General features: G+C 35.2%; 14 protein-coding genes and 2 pseudogenes. 4 read left to right on the forward strand and 12 right to left on the reverse strand.

Translation table 11 applies throughout. From position 1 onward, the window contains the following. Positions 1-22: 22 nt before the first annotated feature. The 5 genes and pseudogenes from HM985_RS09065 to rhaD form a co-directional block, all read right to left on the reverse strand. Complete coding sequence (locus tag HM985_RS09065; protein WP_179375944.1) at positions 23-4,153, reverse strand: hybrid sensor histidine kinase/response regulator transcription factor; 4,131 nt, start codon at positions 4,151-4,153, stop codon at positions 23-25. 152 nt (positions 4,154-4,305) lie between these two features. Further along, positions 4,306-4,549: pseudogene (locus tag HM985_RS09070) on the reverse strand (class 1 fructose-bisphosphatase); the annotation flags it as partial. Positions 4,550-4,599: 50 nt separating this feature from the next. Further along, positions 4,600-5,910: an FGGY family carbohydrate kinase gene (locus HM985_RS09075; RefSeq protein ID WP_179375945.1), complete on the reverse strand. Its 1,311-nt coding sequence runs from the start codon at positions 5,908-5,910 to the stop codon at positions 4,600-4,602. Positions 5,911-5,976: 66 nt separating this feature from the next. Continuing rightward, complete coding sequence (locus HM985_RS09080; protein WP_179375946.1) at positions 5,977-7,764, reverse strand: L-fucose isomerase; 1,788 nt, start codon at positions 7,762-7,764, stop codon at positions 5,977-5,979. A gap of 14 nt (positions 7,765-7,778) precedes the next feature. Further along, positions 7,779-8,573: a rhamnulose-1-phosphate aldolase gene (gene rhaD, locus HM985_RS09085; RefSeq protein ID WP_179375947.1), complete on the reverse strand. Its 795-nt coding sequence runs from the start codon at positions 8,571-8,573 to the stop codon at positions 7,779-7,781. A 189-nt stretch (positions 8,574-8,762) separates the two neighbouring features. Here rhaD and HM985_RS09090 point away from each other — a divergent pair, with 189 nt between their 5' ends. The 4 genes from HM985_RS09090 (at position 8,763) to HM985_RS09105 (ending at position 14,126) form a co-directional block, all read left to right on the forward strand. Beyond that, a complete protein-coding gene (locus tag HM985_RS09090) occupies positions 8,763-9,662 on the forward strand; it encodes an AraC family transcriptional regulator (RefSeq protein WP_179375948.1) in 900 nt (299 codons plus the stop codon). 395 nt (positions 9,663-10,057) lie between these two features. Then, positions 10,058-11,497: an aldehyde dehydrogenase gene (aldA, locus tag HM985_RS09095; RefSeq protein ID WP_179375949.1), complete on the forward strand. Its 1,440-nt coding sequence runs from the start codon at positions 10,058-10,060 to the stop codon at positions 11,495-11,497. A gap of 92 nt (positions 11,498-11,589) precedes the next feature. Continuing rightward, entirely contained in the window at positions 11,590-12,894 is a 1,305-nt protein-coding gene (fucP, locus tag HM985_RS09100; RefSeq protein ID WP_179375950.1) for an L-fucose:H+ symporter permease, read from the forward strand. 80 nt (positions 12,895-12,974) lie between these two features. Next, the gene (locus HM985_RS09105) at positions 12,975-14,126 is read left to right on the forward strand and encodes an alpha-hydroxy acid oxidase (protein WP_179375951.1); all 1,152 of its coding nucleotides are present in this window, start codon (positions 12,975-12,977) and stop codon (positions 14,124-14,126) included. A gap of 1,034 nt (positions 14,127-15,160) precedes the next feature. Here HM985_RS09105 and HM985_RS09110 read toward each other — a convergent pair. The 7 genes and pseudogenes from HM985_RS09110 to HM985_RS09135 all read right to left on the reverse strand — a co-directional run bounded on the left by HM985_RS09110 (position 15,161) and on the right by HM985_RS09135 (position 21,520). Next, a complete protein-coding gene (locus HM985_RS09110; protein ID WP_179375952.1) occupies positions 15,161-15,493 on the reverse strand; it encodes a hypothetical protein in 333 nt (110 codons plus the stop codon). A gap of 10 nt (positions 15,494-15,503) precedes the next feature. Then, positions 15,504-16,511 (reverse strand): permease, encoded by a 1,008-nt coding sequence (locus tag HM985_RS09115; RefSeq protein WP_179375953.1) that lies wholly within the window; start codon positions 16,509-16,511, stop codon positions 15,504-15,506. 102 nt (positions 16,512-16,613) lie between these two features. Continuing rightward, entirely contained in the window at positions 16,614-16,949 is a 336-nt protein-coding gene (locus HM985_RS09120; RefSeq protein WP_179375954.1) for an ArsR/SmtB family transcription factor, read from the reverse strand. Positions 16,950-17,294: 345 nt separating this feature from the next. Next, a pseudogene (locus HM985_RS17265) lies at positions 17,295-17,552 on the reverse strand (IS110 family transposase); the annotation flags it as partial. 98 nt (positions 17,553-17,650) lie between these two features. Further along, positions 17,651-19,198 (reverse strand): hypothetical protein, encoded by a 1,548-nt coding sequence (locus tag HM985_RS17355; protein WP_262886520.1) that lies wholly within the window; start codon positions 19,196-19,198, stop codon positions 17,651-17,653. A gap of 291 nt (positions 19,199-19,489) precedes the next feature. After that, positions 19,490-21,037 carry an Lcl domain-containing protein gene (locus HM985_RS17360; protein WP_179375955.1) on the reverse strand — a complete coding sequence of 516 codons (1,548 nt, stop codon included), beginning with the start codon at positions 21,035-21,037 and terminating at the stop codon, positions 19,490-19,492. Between the two features lie 12 nt (positions 21,038-21,049). Then, positions 21,050-21,520, reverse strand: a complete 471-nt coding sequence (locus tag HM985_RS09135; RefSeq protein ID WP_179375956.1) for a T9SS type A sorting domain-containing protein — start codon at positions 21,518-21,520, stop codon at positions 21,050-21,052. Positions 21,521-21,667: the final 147 nt, after the last annotated feature.

A 21,667-nucleotide genomic window follows, 5' to 3' on the forward strand; every position in this document is an offset into this window, starting at 1 on the left:
ATCATTTCATTGCTGAAAACTATCATTTCTGCCTTTTTGAGTACTCTGAAGGCGATATACCGTGTAGTTTTTTAAATGAAGTAGAGAAGTAAGAATTAGATTCTATACCGATTTGATACATCACTTCTGCAACGTTAAAACCACTATTGCTAGCTAACAATTCCGCTGCCCTTTGTAACCTAAAATTACGTAAGTAAGCATTGGGAACTTGTCCCGTAAGTTGCTTCAACTTCCTATAGAAATGAGAGGAGCTTAATCCTGCTTCTGTAGACAATTCTTCGACTCCAAAATTTGAATTAGATAAGTTTTTTTCTATTATTTCAGTGATATTCTCTAAAAATTCGAGATCCCTTTTGGACAATCCTAATTCCTTTTTGTCTTTTGGGGGGAAACTATTCTTTGAAAAATAAGCCTTGATCTTAACATTATTCTCTATTAGTTTTTTCAGTCGAAGTTCTAAATGCTTTAAAGAAAATGGTTTACTAATATATTCATCAGCTCCAAATTCTAAACCTTTAATTAAATCTACATTATCCCCTAAAGCGGTTAATAATAAAACGGGAAGTTGACAAGTCTCGGGATTAGCTTTGATGCGTTTACATAGTTCAAATCCATCCATTTCCGGCATCATCACATCACTTATTATAGTGCTAAACTCTGTTTTTTTAATTTCTTCTAGTGCTTCTACTCCATGGTTGGCTATGGTGATATTATATTTATCCGATAAGGCACTTTTTAGAAAGTCTTGAATATCTAATTCATTTTCAACAACTAAAACGTTATGTTGTTTTTTACTTTTCTTAGCATCATCAAGCTCTTCAGTAATATTGCCTTGTAATGGTACCCAATTTTTTATGAATGTTTTTTTCACGTCATGGTCTTCCGTATTAACGTCTTCAATTTTTGAAGATGGAATAATAACTCTAAAACGCGTTTCTTTATTTGGTTTACTTTTTACAGAAATGCGACCATCAAATAAATCGACCAAAGATTTACAAAAAGATAAACCAATTCCTCCTCCACTAACATTTCCATCTTCGTTTCCTAATTGATAAAAACGTTCAAAAATATTATTTAAATTTTCCTTCGGAATACCTTTACCTGTGTCTATTACATCAATTTTTATATTTTTAACATTATCTTTAAATACAATTGAAGCTTCAATACTTATAGTGCCTTGAACCGGTGTATTTTTAAAAGCATTAGACAATAAATTAAAAAGAATTCTTTCCAATTTTTCTACGTCAATAGCAATCTCTTCATTTGGAGAACTTATTTTATAATAAAAATTAATATTCTTTTCCAAAGCATAATTTTCAAAAGCTTCCGTTGTCGGATATAAGAAATCTCCTAAAGTAGATTTTGTAAAGTTTAAATTTAAATACCCTTGCTCTGCTTGTCTAAATGTAATTAATTGATCTATTAAACTTAAAAGCCGATGCGTATTTCTCTTAATAATGGCTAAGAAACGCTCGCTCTCTGGATTGTTATTATTTTCTATAACTCTATCTAGAGGACCAGAAATTAATGTTAATGGCGTTCTAAACTCATGAGATAAATTGGTGAAATATTTAAATTTACCTTGGTTAATAACTTCTATTTTATCTTTATCCAATTGCTCATAGATCAATTTTTGTTTTAATTTTTCATGTTGAACAAAATAGAAAACAATACCAACTCCTGCACCCAAAAATACAAAAGCGATTGCAGCATAACTCCACCAAGTCTGATACCAAAGCGGTAAAACGACTAACGTTAAAGTTTTGGTAGAATCACTCCAAATACCATCACCATTAGCGGATTTCACTTTTAAGGTATACGTGCCAGCAGATAAATTAGTATACGTTACAGCAGATTTACCTTCGCCTGTCTCTACCCAGTCTTTATTAAAACCTTCTAGTTTATAAGCTATTTTATTTTTTGCAGGTGCAGAGGTGTGCTCAGCAACCAAATTAAAGGAAATGATACGCTGACTTTTAGAAACCGTTACAGTATCCGTTTCCGAAATGGCTTTTTCAAGAATCGTAATATTATTTAATTTTTCACCAATCTTTATAGGTTGGTTATTTATTAGTAACGACGTAATTAAAACTCTTGGAGGTCGAGTGTTTAACGCTATTTTTTGTGGATCGAAAATAGTTAAGCCATTTAAGCCTCCAAAATACATATAACCAGATGCACCTAAGGCATATGCAGACTGTCTAAAATTATTTTGGATTAAACCATCACTAACATCAAAGACATTTACTTTAGTTGTATCTGTATGAAACCGAACCAATCCCATATCGGTACTGACCCATAAATTAGCACTGTTCTTTTGTGGTAAAATTCCATAAATAACATCATCTGGTAGGATATTATTTTTTCTGAAATACGCTATTCTCAATGGATTACCGTCAGTATCTAATTCCAGTTTATTTAAGCCTCCACCAAACGTACCAATCCAAATATTCTTTTTATCATCTTCATGAAGGGTGAAAACACTATTGTAACTTAGTTTACGACTTCCTGTCTTATTGTTGTCATATTCTCTAATAATTTCAATTTTTCCATTTTCATATTGACATTGCATTAAACCATTATCTGTACCAAACCAAAATTGACGATGACTATCATGCAAAAAACTCTGCACCTTACGACCTGTTATATTTAAAGTCGATTTAATGTTGATTTTTGGGTGCTCAGATTCATTAATTGATTGCCACGGATTTTCGATAACGATAATTCTATTTCCTGCTAAAACAATTTCTGTTTCACTAATTTGCGCAATTTTTCGAGTTAAAAACAGAGGGGTCTTATCCCCTTTTGACAAGAACTCAATGGTTTTAAAATCTTTGCGCATTGGGCTATAAACAATAACTTTCTTGTCGGTACCAAACCAAATATAATTTCTTTGATCTTGATAGATATAACGTATCACATCAGTATTGCCGATGGGCAATTTACGTTCTAAATCGGCAAACTTAATATTATCGATATTGCTTTCATTAACGGCTTCTATACTTCTAAACAATTTTTTATTATAGCCTGAAACCCAAACCTTGCCAGTGTTATCCTCTAAAATTGAAGTGATTAAATTATCTCCAATAGAAAACTTATCATAAGGGTTGTTAGTATAAGAATAAAATGGCTTTTGATAAAGATCTAATTTATTAATTCCTCCTTGTGCGGTCCCCAACCAAAGCACATCAAAACTATCTTGATATACCGCATTGATTTGATGACTACTAATGCTGTTTTTATTCTTTGAGTCGTAATTAAAATGTTTAAAAGAATTTAGAATTGGATTAAATTTGTAAAGTCCATCTCCTGTCGTTCCTATCCATATGGCATTAGCAATATCCTTAAAAAGGCTATTAACATAGAACTTAGAAGCTTCGTTAGGAACGTTTATTTTCTTGACTAAATAATCTGATTGGGAATCTAAATTAGAACTGTACAACCCTTCTGTTGTACCAATCCAAAAGATATTATCTACTTTTATGATTTCGGTAATCTCTTTAGCTTTAAAAAAGTCAAAATTATTAAAATCTGGAAGTACCGATTTTAAAATTGAACCGTCTGATTGATACGTCACTTTTGTTAACCCTTCAGTTGTACCTAATATAAGCGATGACTTAAGTCCAAATGTAAATGTGTTAATCTTTAGAGGTTTTCCTTTTAAATCAAGAAGATTCTCCGATACCTCAAAAATACCATTGCTAACATCTTTTAATTTGCACCGTATTAAATCCTTTGAAGATGTTATCCAAACATACCCGTCATTCTGAGAGGCAATCTTATTGACATCGATGTTATAACCAAGTGGCACTGTGAAAAACCGTTCTAACCAAGGCACATATATATTAAGACCAACATTGGTACCTATCCAAAGTATACCATCTTTATCGTTAAATAAATAAGTAACATTATTACTAGATAGGGCTTGCTCACCTTTAGATTGGGTGCTGAATGTTTTAAACTCATAGCCATCATAACGAATTAAGCCATTGGGGGTGGCATACCATAAAAATCCATATTTATCCTGTGCTATGGAATTAACCGTATTCTGATTAAAGCCTTCTTTATTAGAAATTCTTTCAAAATTCTGAGAATAAGCTTGTTTAGTAGAGAGTGTAGTTACAACACAAAGAAAGCATATAATTCTAAGCATGTTATATATTTAGTTTGATACAAGAATATACGTATTTTAATTTATTGACGAATAAATTCAAGTATTTTTTTATCTTAAGAAGGACTTCCACAATAAATAGGAGCGTGCTCATGGATATGTTTAGAGACGATACCTAATGTACTTTTCTAACCATCAGTTGCAATACCACAAACAATAGTTCTATTTTTTAAAGATGGAATTAATGTTTATGGGCAAAAACATCTAATTTTTGCTGATGCTCACCTTGTACATTAACAGCACCAGAATCGCAAAAAAAATCGACTAAACTCGTTTTATTGACTTCATAATTAACCACTTTGGCAGCTAAACGTAAAGCATTTAAAAGAGGGATAATTCTCCACTAAAAAAGGGAAATAAAGCCTGGTGATTAATAATAAATTCTCCTAAAGTCGGTTTTTAATGACTCATAATAATCTTTTATTTTTTTAGATATATGATTTCATCATCAATGCAGCACCTAAAGCACTTTCATTTTTACAATCAGAAATTTTTATTTCAATATCATTTTTTAATAGCTTTAAGAAAGCTATAAATATGAGATTTTTATTAAATCCTCCAGAAATATAGATGTCTTTAATTGCCGAATTTTCATCGGAAATTAAATGAATACCTTGAATAACTTTTTTGCTAATTTCAAAAACCAATTGGTAATAGGCAGCTTCGTAATTACTGTAATTAGTTAATAAATAAGGATGTGCTTCAAAGTCACTATCAATACCTTCCGCTAAAAATACGCGTGCATTTGTATTCATAAGCTCACGACACAATGTTTCATTTAACGCTAACCGTAAATGGGTATCGATGTCCACTTTAAAATAGGTGCTTAAAGTAGCGATATACACTTCATGAATTTTGCCAAGAAACTGCATAGACGATTTTACTTGCTGTTTCTGAGGAGTCATAAAACACAAGCAATTATTTTTTAACTGGAGTTGTGTTAAGGTTTCCTTACTAAAAGGATTCATGGCTATAATCCAAGTGCCTGTAGATAGTAATATAAATTCGTTATCCTTTTCTGTTTCTAGCAAGGGAATAATAGACGCTGAACTATCATGCAGCCCCGTACCTATCGCTATGTCTTCTCCATTAAAGGTGGTGACTATAGCTTTTTTACCATTTTGTGGTGTAGGCAAATTTAATTTGTAATCAGAAACCCATTGATGATATTGCATCGTATCAAAATCCCAAGTTGCTGTGTGTGCACCTACAGACGTAAAGTCTGCGGTAATTTGTTTGGTAAAAAGATAACTTAAGTATTGAGGATAATGTAAAATCGTCTCTACCTTATTCCAAAATTCTGGTTTTTCTTTTTGTAATTTTAATATTTGAAGTCCGGTATTTAGCATACCATAAGCCGGAGATGCCGTCTTTCTAGAAAATTCTTCCTGACCTCCATAAGCATCATAAAACTCATGATACGTGTCTAAGCTTAATGGTTTTAAATAATTATACAACGGTGTAATTCTTTGGCCTTGCGCATCCAAATAAATAAGGCTCGCACCATGCGTAGAGAAGTTAATCGCTTTTATAGCATAGTCTCCTTCAGCTTGTATGCTTTTTATTTCATTTTGAATCCAATTTTCAATCGATTCTATATCATCACAAGGATAGTCATCTTCATCAACAACCTCATCAAATCGGGTTGAGTTTCGGTATACAACGTCAAACTCTTCGTTAAATAAGAGTATTTTTTTATTCGTTTTCCCTATATCTATTACAGCAATTACATTCACCATCACAGTTCAAAAATTAAAAAAAGGGTGTTTAGTTATTAAGCCAAGCACCCTTTTGAGTTATTCTAATTAGTTTTTAAATCCGTACAACGGACCGTAATTTTCACAAGCTCTATAATCAGCTCCTTCTAAGCCTTCTCCAAAAGCAGACCATGCACTTGGTCTAAAGACGTCGTCTTCATTAACATTATGCATATTAACAGGAATACGTAACATAGCCGCTAAAGAAATTAAATCGGCACCAATATGGCCATGTGAAATCGCTCCGTGGTTGGCTCCCCATTTTGCCATTACAGTATAGACATCTTTAAAGAAACCTGTACCTGTTGTTCTTGGCACAAACCAAGTTGTTGGCCAAGTTGGATTCGTTCGCTCATTCAAAATTTCGTGAACATCCTCTGGTAACTCAACACTCCAGCCTTCTACAATTTGTAAAACTGGCCCAATCCCTTTTACCAAGTTTAATCTACACATGGTCATTGGTAATTCACCTCTAGTTTTAAATTGTGATGAAAAACCACCACCTCTAAAATATTCTGCAATTGCAGCAGGCCACTTTGTATTATCTAAACATTTTTGAACTTCCTCTTCTGTAATATCCCAAAATGGTTTCATGGTAGGATTTCCTTCAGCATCTGTTTGTTGTGCCGTTGCATCTAACGTTGTAGAACCAGAATTGATTAAGTGAATAATGCCATCCTTAGCAATGCCTGTTAATTTCTTACCAGTTACACGCTCTACAGACTCAGGACTCCAATACGTACGTACATCAGAGAACAATTGCGCTTTGTTAGTCAACAAGTGTCCAAATAACATAGAAATAGCATTTAAACAATCGTTTTCTGTTGCGAATGTGTACGCTTGACGAATTCCATTCCAGTCGAATGAAGAATTTAAAATAGATTCCGTATAATCCGCGTTTGGTTGGTAATCGGTCCACTGACGTTGTCCTTGGAAACCTCCCATAATGGCATTTCTACCTTTAGATTCTTCACCGAATCCCATGGCTTTCAACTTAGGATTTCCGTTCATTAAATCTTTACAGATTAATGTCATTTTTACAACCTTTTCCCATTCAGCATCTTTAACTTCTGCCGATTTTTGAGCTTCAGGACTGTTATAATCTTTTCCTTCTATACAGTTTTCTTTGGTCCAAGCTAATGCTTTTTCGAATTCGTCATGGTCATAAATACCTTCATCAATACGTCTTAAAAGCTCTACCGATTCTACAAATTCTGCCCTTACTCCTAAGTAATCTTGTAAAAAGTTAACATCTACCATAGATCCTGCAATACCCATAGAACTGTATCCTATAGACAAATAAGATTTACCTTTCATTTGGGCAACGGCTAAACCTCCTTTTACAAAACGCAATATTTTTTCAGATACATCTTGAGGAATGCTTTGATCTCCTTCATCTTGAACTTCCTTACCATAAATTCCAAAAGCTGGCAATCCTTTTTGAGAATACCCTGCTAATGCCGCTGCTAAATACACAGCACCTGGACGTTCTGTTCCGTTAAACCCCCAAACGGCTTTAGGTGTTAAAGGGTCAGTGTCCATAACTTCTGTTCCATAACACCAGCATGGCGTTACAGTTAATGATACTTCAACTCCTTCTCTTTTAAATTTATCGGCACAAGCTGCTGCATCTGCAACACCACCAATAGTTGTATCTGCAATTACAATTTCTATTTTTTCACCACTAGGAAAACGTAAGGTGTCTTGTATTAATTTGGCTGCTGCTTTAGCCATGTCCATAGTTTGAACTTCTAAAGACTCTCTTACTCCTAATTCACGTCCATCAATCACCGGACGAATGCCTACTTTTGGTAGTCTACCTATTAATCTACTCATGATTATATTTTTTATTATGTGAATTGCTCTAATTCTGTTAATTGATCATTTGAAAGTCCTGCGGGTTGAAAACCTGCTGCCCAACACATCATTAACATTTTAGCTCCTTTATTGGCTACATCTAAAAAGTCCCATGCTTTCATTACATCTGGTGCTGTTGCTGTTGCTCCGTGCTTTTCCCATAAGGATACGTTTCTTGTTTTAAACGCTTCCATAGTGACTTCTGCTAGAGCTGCTGTACTAGATAAAGCATAAGGTGTACAGTGAATGCCTTTAGGAACAAATACTTTTACCTCAGGACACATCATCCAGATTTGTCGGTTCAATTCTTCTTCATTATCAAATAACTCATGATGACTCATACAGATTAATTCTAAGGGATGCGTATGCACAACCGCTAAGTTTTCTGGATGATGAATAGAGTTAAATAAATGGATACTTGCATGAGAAATTAACTCACACGTTGGTCCAAAGTTTTCACGCTTACCTCCCCAAATAACGGAATAAGCTGTAGCGTCTTCATTGATATAAAGAATACAAGATGCTTCTTCAAGCTTATCTACTAAATCTCTTAAATAACAACCCGTACCCGTAATGTAGATTACAAATCCTGCAGCTCCTTTTGGAAATTCAAATGGCACTTCTGTCCCAATGCCTTGCACTTCCTCTTTTGTAAAGTAAGATGTTAAGTTCATTGAAATATTTCCTGCGTTTCGCTCTGCCCATTCACGTTGCCATAAATAACCCGCGACTTCGGATACTTTTTTTAATTCTGCTTCTACCTGTACTGGAAGTTTTATCGTTTTCATGTGTTTGTGTTTATTGTTTTAATTTATCAAATGGTACATCCCTATTAAGCATCACATTTAAGATGACGTTTGTAGTTATGGTGAGAGCATTTGCCAAATAAAATTATGGTAACAAAAATAGAGACAGAATACACCTTATTAAATATTCAAAATCCGTATTTTTGTATCTAATTCAAACATTAGTGCTTCATGAAGTTTGTAAAAGAAATTGAATTAGGCGATCCATCTGCAAATCACCAAAATTTTATTGACCTGAAATTAAAGATGTTATGCTGCAGATACTGGTTGTTAGATTTATGGGATTGTCATGAAATGGTATTTCCGTTTTGGAGACTATATTGGAATAAAAACACAGGTGGTCAATTAATTCATCAGGATACTATTTTTGAAATGGATCCGAATTATATCTACATTATTCCTCCGTTTACTTCATTTTCATCACGATACACTAAAAACCACATTCACACAGAAGGTATTCATGTTTCAGGAAAACAGCTGAATATGAACCATAATGAAGCGGATTTAGAAAATATGTTCTTAATTCATTTCTTCGCTCACTTTAATTTAGGAGTGCCTTTTGATAGTGTTTATCCTGGCATTTTAAAAATTGAACTCACCGATTATTTAAAGGATCGATTAAACTATTTAACTGGCCGCTTAAAAATTGAAAATAAAGATTTCAAACTCACCTTTAATTTAAAGTTACAAGCCTTCATTAAAGAAGCACTTACCAGTATTGGTCCCGAATTATGGAAAACCATTAATATAGACGAACGGGTACTAAAAGTGATTCGCTATATAGAAGTTCATATTGATAAAAAATTAAGTAATACTGAAATGTCATCGCTGGTAAATATGGCACCCAATTCATTTGCCAGATTATTTAAAGATGAAATGAACGTTACATTACATCAATTTGTTCAAAATAGAAAAATTGCAAAATCTTGTGAGCTATTTGAGCACACCAATAAATCCATTGAAGATGTTGCTTTTAATTTAGGTTTTTCTGATCGTTACCATTTTTCGCGAGTGTTTAAATCGGTTACAGGATTAACTCCGGCATCATACAAATCGGGTAAATACACCTAGACCTACCTTTCAAAATGTTTACATCTTAAGCCTAAATATGAGTGTTTTTAACACTATGAAGATTTTGAGCAAGCAATTGACGGATTTGAGAAACGCACTCTATCCTTTTCTTTCATTCTTTGTAAAGAACTAATACCATTAAGTTAGTCGGTTAGCAAATTTCTATGACAATACATAGGGTTTTCAGCATCAAATAAAGTTGAAAATCGAAACATAGAAACGCTTCCATGTTTAAATTATACATATTATTGATTAATATGGATAAATACCAAAAACACATTGTTATATAAGTTTGTCAACCATATTGGCAAATAAGAATTCGAACTATTGTTTATTTATAATAAAAATATCGAATTCATTAAACATATTACAACATAAACTAAACGTAAACACTCATGAAAGAATTTAATCAATTTATAAACGGAAAGTTTGTAAAATCTACTTCTTCAGAAGTAACTAAAGTACTTAATCCATGTACCGAAGAAGTATTATCAAAGATACCACATGGTTCTATTGAAGATGCAAATAAAGCTTTAAATGCAGCAAAAGAATCACAATACGCTTGGAAAGCTTTAACAGCCATTGAACGTGCGGGCTATTTACATAAAATGGCTGGTGTAATTCGTGAAAATCGTGTGTTTCTAGCTAAGACCTTAGCTGCAGAACAAGCAAAAGTGATAGGTTTAGCCCAAGTAGAAATTGATGTTACTGCAGATTATTTTGATTATTACGCAGGTTTTGCAAGACGAATTGAAGGAGAAATTATACAAAGTGATCGTAAAAAAGAGCACATCTTTTTACACAAGGCACCAATTGGAGTTGCAGTAGGTATTTTACCTTGGAACTTCCCATTTTTTGTAATGGCAAGAAAAGTGGCAGCATCCTTAATTACAGGAAATACGTGTGTCATTAAACCGAGTTGTATTGCACCAAATACGATTATGGAATGGGTAGATTTAATACAAAAAATTGAATTACCTGCTGGAGTATTAAACTTTGTGTGTGGTTCTGGACCAATAGTTGGAAATGCTTTATCTAAAAGCCCAATTACAGGTATTATCAGTTTAACTGGTAGTGTTTTTGCTGGTCAGAAAGTTATGGAAGCGGCTTCTGAAAATATCACGAAAGTATCTTTAGAGTTAGGAGGAAAAGCTCCGGCAATTGTTTGTGCTGATGCTAATTTAGAATTGGCCGTTAATGCCGTTGTTGGTTCTAGAATTATTTATAGTGGACAAGTATGTAATTGTGCAGAACGTGTATATGTTGAAGAATCGATTCACGATCAATTTTTAGACATGGTTACCGCTAAAATGAACGCTTTAAAAGTAGAAGATGCTTTTTCTGAAAACAATCCTGACATGAGTGCATTGGTTTCTAAAGCGCAATTAGATAAAGTAGCCGAAATGGTTGAGTTTGCTAAAAAAGAAGGTGCAGAAGTTTTAGTTGGAGGCCAAAAATCTAGTCAGTTTGATAAAGGTTATTTCTACCAACCGACATTATTAACTAATGTAAGACAGGATATGCAGATTATCCAAGACGAAGTTTTTGGACCTGTATTACCAGTAATGAAATTTAGCACTTTGGATGAGGCAATTGCGCTAGCAAATGATTCTGAATATGGTTTAACATCATCAATTTTCTCAGAAAACTTTAATAAAGTAATGCACGCTGCAGAAGAATTAGAATACGGAGAAACTTACATCAACAGAGAACATTTTGAAGCGATTCAAGGATTCCATGCAGGATGGAAAAAGTCTGGAATTGGTGGAGCTGATGGAAAGCACGGTATGGAAGAATACCTTCAAACGAAGGTAATCTATGCTCAATATAGATAGAAATTAAGATTAGATTATCAAAGCACTATTCATTTTTAGATATTAATTTGAATGGTGCTTTTTTTTCATTGTAACTAAAATACTAAGACGAAATGACGAATTCAACAAAAATACCAGTAGTATCTAAAGAGGTCATAGTACCATTTGTACTCATCACATCTTTGTTTGCACTTTGGGGTTTTGCTAACGATATTACAAACCCTATGGTAGCAGCATTCGGAACTGTAATGGAAATATCAACGGCAAAAGCCGCTTTAGTACAATTAGCTTTTTATGGTGGTTATGCTACTATGGCTATTCCTGCGGCGCTTTTCGTCAGAAAATACAGTTATAAAAAAGGAATTCTTTTAGGTTTAACGCTTTATGCAATTGGGGCTTTATTATTTTATCCGGCTGCTAAATTTGAAGTTTTCGGATTCTTTTTAGGGTCTTTATATATCTTAACATTCGGATTAGCTTTTTTAGAAACCACTGCAAATCCTTTTATTTTATCGATGGGAGATGAACGCACGGCAACGCAACGTTTAAACTTAGCACAGGCTTTCAATCCTATAGGGTCATTATTTGGCATGTTTGTAGCTTCAAAATTTATCTTAATCGCCTTAGATTCTGATATACGAAATGAAGCAGGTGAACTTGTTTTCAACACCTTAAACGAAGCTCAAAAAGCGGTTATTAGAACACACGATTTAGGAATCATTAGAAATCCGTATGTTATTCTAGGCTTTGTTGTTATAGCAATGTTAGTTATTATAGCAGTTACTAAAATGCCTAAAAGAGCAGTAAGTGAAAATCCAACGAGTGCAGCATCTTCATTTAAAAGACTATTCAAAAACGGAAAATATAAAGAAGGAGTTTTAGCACAATTATTCTATGTCGCCGCTCAAATTATGTGTTGGACATTTATTATTCAATACGCAGGCCACTTAGGCATACCCAAAGCTGAGGCACAAAACTATAACATCATAGCAATGGCCATCTTTTTATGTAGCCGATTTATTAGCACCTTCTTAATGAAGTATGTCAACTCTAGAAAACTGCTAATGATTTTTGCATTGTGTGCTATGGCAACGATGTCTGGCGTTATCTTAATCGAAGGTATTGCAGGACTTTATTTACTAGTGGCAACTTCAGCATTTATGTCTTTAATGTTCCCTACCATTTACGGTATTGCATTAGATGGTTTAAGAGCAGACGATACTGCTATTGGTGCAGCTGGTTTAGTAATGGCGATTGTTGGAGGTGCTTTAATGCCAATTTTACAAGGATTAATGATAGATACTGAAAAAATAGGTCCGTTTTCAGGAGTCAATTTTTCTTTCATTCTTCCATTTATTTGTTTTTGTTTTATTGCGCTATACGGTTATAGAACTTTAAAAATATATAAAGACCAATAAGGAGAAGACAGCTCATTTTGCTTTCAATGAAAACAGAATACAAATAGATAAAATTTATCAACTATAAGACGCATAAAAAAATGGCTATAGAATTCAACTCAAAATACCCATCAGTAGATGATTTAAGAACAAAAGCAGAAAAAATGATTCCCAAATTTGCTTTTGAATATCTTGATGGTGGATGTAACGAAGATGTTAACCTTCATAGAAACACCTCAGAATTAAGAGATGTACAATTAATTCCACAATACCTAAGAGATTTTAACGGAGCAAGTTTAAAAACGAAATTGTTTGGTATTGAGTACGATGCCCCATTTGGGATAGCACCAGTGGGACTGCAAGGTTTAATGTGGCCAAATGCTCCAGAAATCTTAGCAAAAGCAGCACACAAACATAATGTGCCCTTTATTTTAAGCACAGTAACAACTACAAGTATAGAACGTGCCGCAGAACTAACTGAAGGTAAGGCTTGGTTTCAATTATATCACCCAGCAGAAGATCGCTTAAGAGATGATATTATAAATAGAGCTGCTGCTGCAGAATGTCCTGTATTAGTTATTCTATGCGACGTGCCTACTTTTGGCTTTAGACCAAGAGATATTAGAAACGGTTTAGCAATGCCTCCTAAAATGTCTGTTAAAAATATCATGCAAGTTTTAGGAAAACCAAAATGGGCCATGAATACCTTGCGTTACGGTCAACCTAGTTTTGAAACATTAAAACCATACATGCCAAAAGGATTAGACTTAAAACAATTAGGCAAATTTATGGATGCTACATTTTCAGGGCGTCTAAATGAGGAAAAAATAAAACCTATTCGAGATATGTGGAAAGGTAAGATTGTACTTAAGGGTGTGGCTTCAGAAGAAGATACTAAAGAAGCAATTCGTTTAGGATTGGATGGTATTATTGTATCTAATCATGGTGGACGACAATTAGATGCAGGAGAATCTACAATTAGGCCTCTTGCAAACATCGCTGCGAAGTATGGTGATCAAATTGAAGTAATGATGGATAGCGGTATAAGATCTGGACCAGATGTTGCCAGATCTCTTGCTACTGGGGCAAAATTCACGTTTATGGGACGCTCATTCATGTATGGTGTTTCTGCCTTAGGCAATAAAGGTGGTGACCATACTATTTCGCTCTTAAAAACAGAATTAAAGCAAGTTATGGAACAATTGTGCTGCGAACGAGTAGAAGATTTACCAAAACATTTACTTATAAAATAAGGCCTATAATTTAGATAATACACATAGAGCATTAGGGAAAAATGTTCCTCAAAAAATGGAGTAATCCATAGTTATTCAAGATGAATGAGCCATCTGCTTTTATTGTTTTTATTTAATTGATAAAAAAGAAGTGTGAATGTTAATCATACATAGGTGTTAATGCATCATTTTGAATCTACCATAACTTTAAAATAAATTTTACTTGTTGCTAGGAGCTCTGTATCTAAAAACTTAAATCATATATTAGAGATCAGAGATTAGTAAAAAGGCCAGAGAAATTATAAAATGTAGCAATTAGCATATGCTAATACCTATCGCATAGTTACAAAGCAATCAATAAGACAACCTTAAATAAGAAGAAATTATAAGAATGAAAGTGTTGAAGGCCTGCTGATCATGACCAAAAATAGCTTTCATAAAATTTTTTTAAGTGAAGCAAACAACCTTCTTTTAAAACCCATACAAAAGGACCATAAGCTACCCCCAAAAAAAAAATAAAAAATAAATGTATAAATAGCTTGAGCAATTCATGAGGTGAAATACAATAACAGCATTACTAGGAGCTGCGATTTCTTACATAAGTGACAATACGTTATTTTATGCAAAGTTGAAATTGTTCGCTCTCACAGAGTCTCTAGAAATAGAACCCGTGACTTCAGAATACACACTTGTACATAATTCCATCATAAAAGTTAAACGGTTATGATAAAGTCAATTGCTGCTCAGTTAAAAAGTTGATTTACGGTAAACACGTTATGTCAATCGCAATTCAATAAAATTAATAACACCCAAACATCAAAATAGAGTACAATTATCACACCTAATTAAAGGCTTAACTCTAGTGATTTATCAAAATTATAGCAGCTGTTATGAGGTATTGTTATGGGAGCACTTTCATTCCTAAAGTAGGCACCTAAATAAGCAAATCATAGTGATAGAATTAAATAGGAAACAAAAAAGCCGCTTTGCTGTAACAGTTAACAACAAAGCGGCTTTTGTTCAATAAGTGTTAATCATGTGCTTAATACCCCTAATTAACCTTTTCTTGTCTGCGCATAGAGGGCAACGCAGTTAACACTAATAATTACAAGCCCAATACCCGCAACAATTCCAGAATGAATGGCGTTCAGTATTATAAAATCTATATGAGCGCCAGATAATATGGCATACCACAGAAAAGGGCAAAACACACCAATTAGCGCAATGTTACGCCCTGTTTTTATACCAGATTTAAAAATCTGTATTTTATTTTTTATAGTCTTATCGGTATTTGGCTTCTCCTTAAAAGCACTTATACAGTGCTTTCCTAAAAGAGAATAAGGACAGGCTTTAATTATGGATTTAAAAAAATGACTTAGAAATTGCATACCCTATTTTTTAAAAGAAAATGTAAAATATAAAACCACCTACTATAGCCATAGTCATAACAGAAAACACAAATGCAATGATGGCTTTAAGTTTTAACATGGAAGAAATAATGGCTATTTCTGGCAAACTAGCTCCAGTACCTCCTATAATTAAAGCCATAGCAGCCCCCATGCTCATTCCTTTAACAATCAGCGCTTGTAAAATAGGTATCGCCATCTCAATACGTAAATACAACGGAATACCTATAGTTGCCGCTATAGGAATGGCAAGCGGACTATCATTCCCAAGATATGTTTCAACCCATGCATCAGGGACAAACACAGCAGATACGGCACTAATCACCGCACCGAGTAAAACATAAGGAAAAATACGCTTAAACAATGCCCAACCAAAGTTAAAAGCTTCTGTTAGTTTCGGATGAGACGCACGCGTTTGTGCAGCTAGTCCCGAAGAAAATAAGTGCGAAGAGGTATTTGGTTTTGGAACAGTTCCGCGAGAGTCTTCAGACAGACTTGAAACAGCTCTGCACCCCACTGCTGCTTGAGAACCACAGGTGGTTTTCTGTGTTTTAGATTTTAAATCTACAAGTTTTACACTGTTTTTAAGAGATGTATTACCGGCGATACTTCCAAATAAAACAGACCCCATAAATACAATGAGAAAATAAACTAAAGCTACTTTCCAACCGAACACACCAAAAATAAAACCAACAACAACAAAATTAGCTAATGGAGCAGAAAGCAAAAAGGAAAATACCATTGCAAAAGGTGCGCCCATTTCTATCATCCCCATAGACACAGGTACCATAGAGGCACTGCAAAATGGAGTTGGAACTCCCAGTAAGGCTCCCATGAGACCACTATATTTCCCTGTTTTTGATAGCCGCTTCTGAATTGTTTCTTGTGGTATAAATGCCCTTATTAATCCGGTAATTATAGATACAATGGCAATAATTAAGACGAGGACAACGCCAACATGTATAAACTCGTCTAATGCTAAATTCAATTTTTCGTTCATATTATTTATTTTAAGGTTTAAATTACATATGCGCAAAAACACATGTGTTTTTATAAAAAAAAGCAAAAGCTTATTTTTTTTTGTAAAAAGTAGAAATAGATTTTATTTATCGCGTTCTTTAAGTAATAGTTTACATTTATTAATTTCTTGATGCAATTGCCCTTCTGGAATTAATTTTATGGCAGCTTCAATTAATTGTCTAAATTCGCTTTTAACGGGGGTTAAATAGTAAAACACCCACTTGCCTTCTTTAACCTCTTCGACCAACTCAACATTTTTTAATAATTTTAAATGGCGCGATACATTGTATTGATACTCATCTAATACGTCTACAATTTCTGAAACGCAAATTTTTTCATCAATATGAAGGAGCAACCAAATAATTTTTAATCTTGTCGGGTCCGATAAGGCCTTAAATATCTTAATTTGTTTATCCATTCATCATTTAATTTAACATATGTTATTAAGTACATATGATTAGAAATGCAAATATATAAAATAGTTTGAGATACAAACATCACTTTAAAGTTTTAAAATTTTAAAATACATCAAATGTAAAGTATGCTGCAAACAATTAACGAGTTAAGGCTAAAAGAAAAAATAAAGAAAACCTTCTCTGCCACGCACCAGGATTCAGTTTTACAAGGAATGCAGATCCCAAAGGCAAAATTTTAAGCGATCTAAATAAAGTAAAACTGAATGCCAAAAAAGAATAGGTTATTGGTGAGCATTAAGATCTCATATGCTAACAAAGTACTGTGGCAAAAAACAAGTGAAAAGGTATTAATGTTTCACCAAAGTACTTTTATAATTTCCATCATATATTAATCCCGATTTGGCGATGGCAAAGGCCTGCTTTAGTAGATTACTACAAACCGCTATTGATACTATATTTTTACGCTTTCCTTTGGCAACGATACGCTCATAAATTGCTTTGCAAGCCTGGTTATATTTGCAAGCAGTAAAACTGCGCCTAAATAATAAGTTTCTCAACTTTTTATGCCCCATTTTACTTATTCGTGGCCTACCTTTTACACTACTTTAAACAATTTTATTAACGATATTGTATGTTTTTCTGCGGTAGAATTGTGGCATAAAAAAGGCGGCAAAAATGCCGCCTTTTTATTTATTAAGAAAGTTTAAAAAGCCCGAACTGCGCGCACATTATATCCCCAGCCCTTAGCTGCAGAGCCATTATTAGTTAATTTACTTATCTCCGCTTTCTCAAAATTAACCTCCGTAGAACTCCAGTAGAAAGTAGTATTAAAAACAGCACCGCCGTTAGCCGTTGCTGTAGCTTCTATAGCTGCTCCATTTAGGAATATTTCTTTCAACTCATCGTCACTCGGTAAAAACCAATCGTTAAAACCACCTCCTGTATAAGCTTTTGCTAAACCTGCTGCATAATTGGTTTCTGTTGCACCTTGTGCTGTAATAATAGTAGCTGTATTTGCAGCACCAGTACCAATTGCTACACCTGTAGCTCCGGTAACTATGTAAGAACCATTAGACCATTGTATTGCTGAACTTTGGTCTGCTATGGCGCAAACTAGCCCATGGGTATTATCTGTAGGGTCTATCCAGAATACCACGCCTCCATATCTAAAGTCGCCTATAGTTGGTAGCGGTTCCAAAGCAATAATCCGTGCATCCAACGCCGCTATTTGCGCTTGTAATGCATCTACATAAGCTTTTGTTGCAGCATCTTGGGCATCTGTTGGGTCGGTTACGTTTTTTATTTGAGCATCCGCTGTATTACCTTCAGTAAGTACTTCTGATAAATTTTGAATTTCGTTACTAATATCACTATCCGCATCATTAATAAGTGATGTTAAATCTACTGTTCCTCCACTATCAGATAGTGTTAAGTTAGGTGATGTAAAACTTAATGTTTGTGCAATACCTACTCCATCGGCTCCATCATTACCTGCAGGACCTTGTAGTCCTTGTAACCCTGTAGCTCCTGTAGCTCCATCCGTACCGTCAGTACCTGCAGCTCCATCTGCTCCGTCAGCACCATCATTACCTGTTGGACCTTGTGCGCCTTGTGGCCCAGTAGACCCTGTTGCTCCTGTTGCCCCATCCAAACCGTTAGTGCCATCTGCTCCATCTGCTCCATCAGCACCATCATTTCCTGTTGGACCTTGTGCGCCTTGTGGCCCAGTAGACCCTGTTGCTCCTGTTGCTCCATCCAAACCGTTAGTGCCATCAGCACCATCGGATCCGTCGGCACCATCATTACCTGAGGGACCTTGTAGGCCTGTTGGACCAGGCGTAGAACTACCTGATGTTTTTGCATATAAAGCGTAAGGCACACTCATTAATTGGCTAGTGCCGGTAATAGTGTAACTACTTCCACCCGTTGGATCGGTTTCTGTTTTTATAAAATACGTATCAGCAGACCAATCTATAGTTGCAAAATCGCCACTTACAACACTTCCTGTACCTATTTCTAAGGTTACTAATCCGTTGATATTCGTTGTTGGCGTTTGTGTTTCTACATAAACCGCTGTTCCTGTTGCGGTGGTTTGCAAAATACTTATTTGCATCCCTATGGGTTGGTTAGCGACTAAGTTATCACCACTGTCTCTTACAACAGCTTGGTAACTCATTTTTTCTGGCGTTTGGGAAAAACTGGTTGCCGTTAGTAATATGGCTACTAAAAATATGTATAATTTTTTTTTCATATTTAATATTTTAATTTCAAAATTATCTAAAAACGCATTTATAAACGCTGTTTTTTCTTGTGCTCTGTTGGCTCTTTAAATACAACGCATTAGCACCAATACAACGCACTCCATAGCTCTACCCAAACTATACTTATTATTCTTCGGGGAAATATTTGGTGCTTATAAAAACTTCTAATACCAGTTTACAAGTATTTCTGTAAACCAGTAATTCCGTATGTAGTGCCATTTTTAAAAAATAAAAACCGACCGCTTACACGGCACTATTTAAATTGATAAATAACTAAATGGTTAAAAAGCCCGAACTGCACGCACATAGTAGCTGATGTACTTAAAGAAGCCGAGCTTATTGCCATCGGCGAAACTCTGGTACCATGCGTAAGAATTATTGACCTCCGAAGAACTCCAGTAGTAATCGTTATAAAAAACAGCACCTGAATTTGCGGTTGCTGTAGCTTCTATAGCTGCTTTATTTAGGTACATTTCATTTAACTCATCTTGACTCGGTAAAAACCAATCGTTAAAACCACCTCCTGTATAGGCTCTTGCTAAACCTGCTGCATAATCGGTTTCTGTTGCACCTTGTGCGGTAATAATAGTAGCTGTATTTGCAGCGCCAGTGCCAACTGCGGTACCTGTAGCTCCGGTAACTATGTAAGAACCATTATTCCATGGTATTACTGAACTTTGGTCTTCTATAGCGCAAACTAGCCCATGGGTATTATCTGTAGGATCCACCCAGAATACCACGCCTCCATTTCTAAAGTCGCCTATAGTTGCTGGCTCTAAAGTTGTAATTCGAGCATCTAAAGCTGCTATTTGCGCCTCTAATGCATCTACATAAGCCTTTGTTGCAGCATCTTGGGCATCTGTTGGGTCGGTTACGTTTTTTATTTGAGCATCTGCTGTATTACCTTCAGTAAGTACTTCTGATAAATTTTGAATTTCGTTACTAATATCACTATCAGCATCATTAATAAGTGATGTTAAATCTACTGTTCCGCCACTATCAGATAGTGTTAAGTTAGGTGATGTAAAACTTAATGTTTGTGCAATACCTACTCCATCGGCTCCATCATTACCTGCAGGACCTTGTAGTCCTTGTAACCCTGTAGCTCCTGTAGCTCCATCCGTACCGTCAGTACCTGCAGCTCCATCTGCTCCGTCAGCACCATCATTACCTGTTGGACCTTGTGCGCCTTGTGGCCCAGTAGACCCTGTTGCTCCTGTTGCCCCATCCAAACCGTTAGTGCCATCTGCTCCATCTGCTCCATCAGCACCATCATTTCCTGTTGGACCTTGTGCGCCTTGTGGCCCAGTAGACCCTGTTGCTCCTGTTGCTCCATCCAAACCGTTAGTGCCATCAGCACCATCGGATCCGTCGGCACCATCATTACCTGAGGGACCTTGTAGGCCTGTTGGACCAGGCGTAGAACTACCTGATGTTTTTGCATATAAAGCGTAAGGCACACTCATTAATTGGCTAGTGCCGGTAATAGTGTAACTACTTCCACCCGTTGGATCGGTTTCTGTTTTTATAAAATACGTATCAGCAGACCAATCTATAGTTGCAAAATCGCCACTTACAACACTTCCTGTACCTATTTCTAAGGTTACTAATCCGTTGATATTCGTTGTTGGCGTTTGTGTTTCTACATAAACCGCTGTTCCTGTTGCGGTGGTTTGCAAAATACTTATTTGCATCCCTATGGGTTGGTTAGCGACTAAGTTATCACCACTGTCTCTTACAACAGCTTGGTAACTCATTTTTTCTGGCGTTTGGGCAAACGTGCTTAGCGTTAATAAAACCGCCGCTAAAATTGTGTAAAATTTCTTCATAATTGGTTACGCTTAGTTTTTGATGATTTTAAAGGTCTTTAGTTCTTTTTTGTTGTGGCTTACCTTAAGCAAATAGGTGCCTAATTCTAAGGTTCGCATGTCTATTTGCGTGTTAGATTGGGGTGCTTGACCTTGTGACACCGCTCTACCTTGTAAATCATAAAGAACATAGCTCAAACCTATAAATTTGGCGTCGCTTATGGCCAATACCACATAATCTGATGTTGGATTGGGATAGGTCACCACCGACAGCTTTACGGTGGCTAGTTCTGGGTTGCTCAAGGTAAACAGTTCGATACTTTGTTGTACGCCCTGTGTAACCGTGCCATTTCCTGTATTGGTGGTATACGCCAACTGGCCAACTGAATAACTGGACGAACCGCCACTGCCAGTGGCATCGCCTCCGGAGGCAGGAACGTTTTCTTGTGAATAAATTAATGGTGTAGCAAGTAATAGACAGGCTACGAGTGTAGTGTTTCTCATTTAATTGATTTTTTTTAGATTCGTCTTAAATCAACTCAATGAAAAGGGCAGAAAAAAGTCTAAGAAGAAAGTCTAACTAGATTAGTTGATGGCGAATATAACAAAAGCATTTGAATAATAGTAACTAATAGCAACACAGCGTATAAG

The organism is Winogradskyella wichelsiae, assembly GCF_013403925.1.
In the GTDB taxonomy this organism is placed as follows: domain Bacteria; phylum Bacteroidota; class Bacteroidia; order Flavobacteriales; family Flavobacteriaceae; genus Winogradskyella; species Winogradskyella wichelsiae.

Bases quoted from the DNA above. Each gene is read 5' to 3' on its own strand.
- HM985_RS09075 (WP_179375945.1), bottom strand. From the start codon at position 5,910: ATGGTGAATGTAATTGCTGTAATAGATATAGGGAAAACGAATAAAAAA.
- HM985_RS09110 (WP_179375952.1), bottom strand. From the start codon at position 15,493: ATGCAATTTCTAAGTCATTTTTTTAAATCCATAATTAAAGCCTGTCCT.
- HM985_RS09135 (WP_179375956.1), bottom strand. From the start codon at position 21,520: ATGAGAAACACTACACTCGTAGCCTGTCTATTACTTGCTACACCATTA.
- HM985_RS09115 (WP_179375953.1), bottom strand. From the start codon at position 16,511: ATGAACGAAAAATTGAATTTAGCATTAGACGAGTTTATACATGTTGGC.
- aldA (WP_179375949.1), top strand. From the start codon at position 10,058: ATGAAAGAATTTAATCAATTTATAAACGGAAAGTTTGTAAAATCTACT.
- HM985_RS09065 (WP_179375944.1), bottom strand. From the start codon at position 4,153: ATGCTTAGAATTATATGCTTTCTTTGTGTTGTAACTACACTCTCTACT.
- HM985_RS09080 (WP_179375946.1), bottom strand. From the start codon at position 7,764: ATGAGTAGATTAATAGGTAGACTACCAAAAGTAGGCATTCGTCCGGTG.
- HM985_RS09090 (WP_179375948.1), top strand. From the start codon at position 8,763: ATGAAGTTTGTAAAAGAAATTGAATTAGGCGATCCATCTGCAAATCAC.
- HM985_RS09105 (WP_179375951.1), top strand. From the start codon at position 12,975: ATGGCTATAGAATTCAACTCAAAATACCCATCAGTAGATGATTTAAGA.
- rhaD (WP_179375947.1), bottom strand. From the start codon at position 8,573: ATGAAAACGATAAAACTTCCAGTACAGGTAGAAGCAGAATTAAAAAAA.
- HM985_RS09120 (WP_179375954.1), bottom strand. From the start codon at position 16,949: ATGGATAAACAAATTAAGATATTTAAGGCCTTATCGGACCCGACAAGA.
- fucP (WP_179375950.1), top strand. From the start codon at position 11,590: ATGACGAATTCAACAAAAATACCAGTAGTATCTAAAGAGGTCATAGTA.
- HM985_RS17355 (WP_262886520.1), bottom strand. From the start codon at position 19,198: ATGAAAAAAAAATTATACATATTTTTAGTAGCCATATTACTAACGGCA.
- HM985_RS17360 (WP_179375955.1), bottom strand. From the start codon at position 21,037: ATGAAGAAATTTTACACAATTTTAGCGGCGGTTTTATTAACGCTAAGC.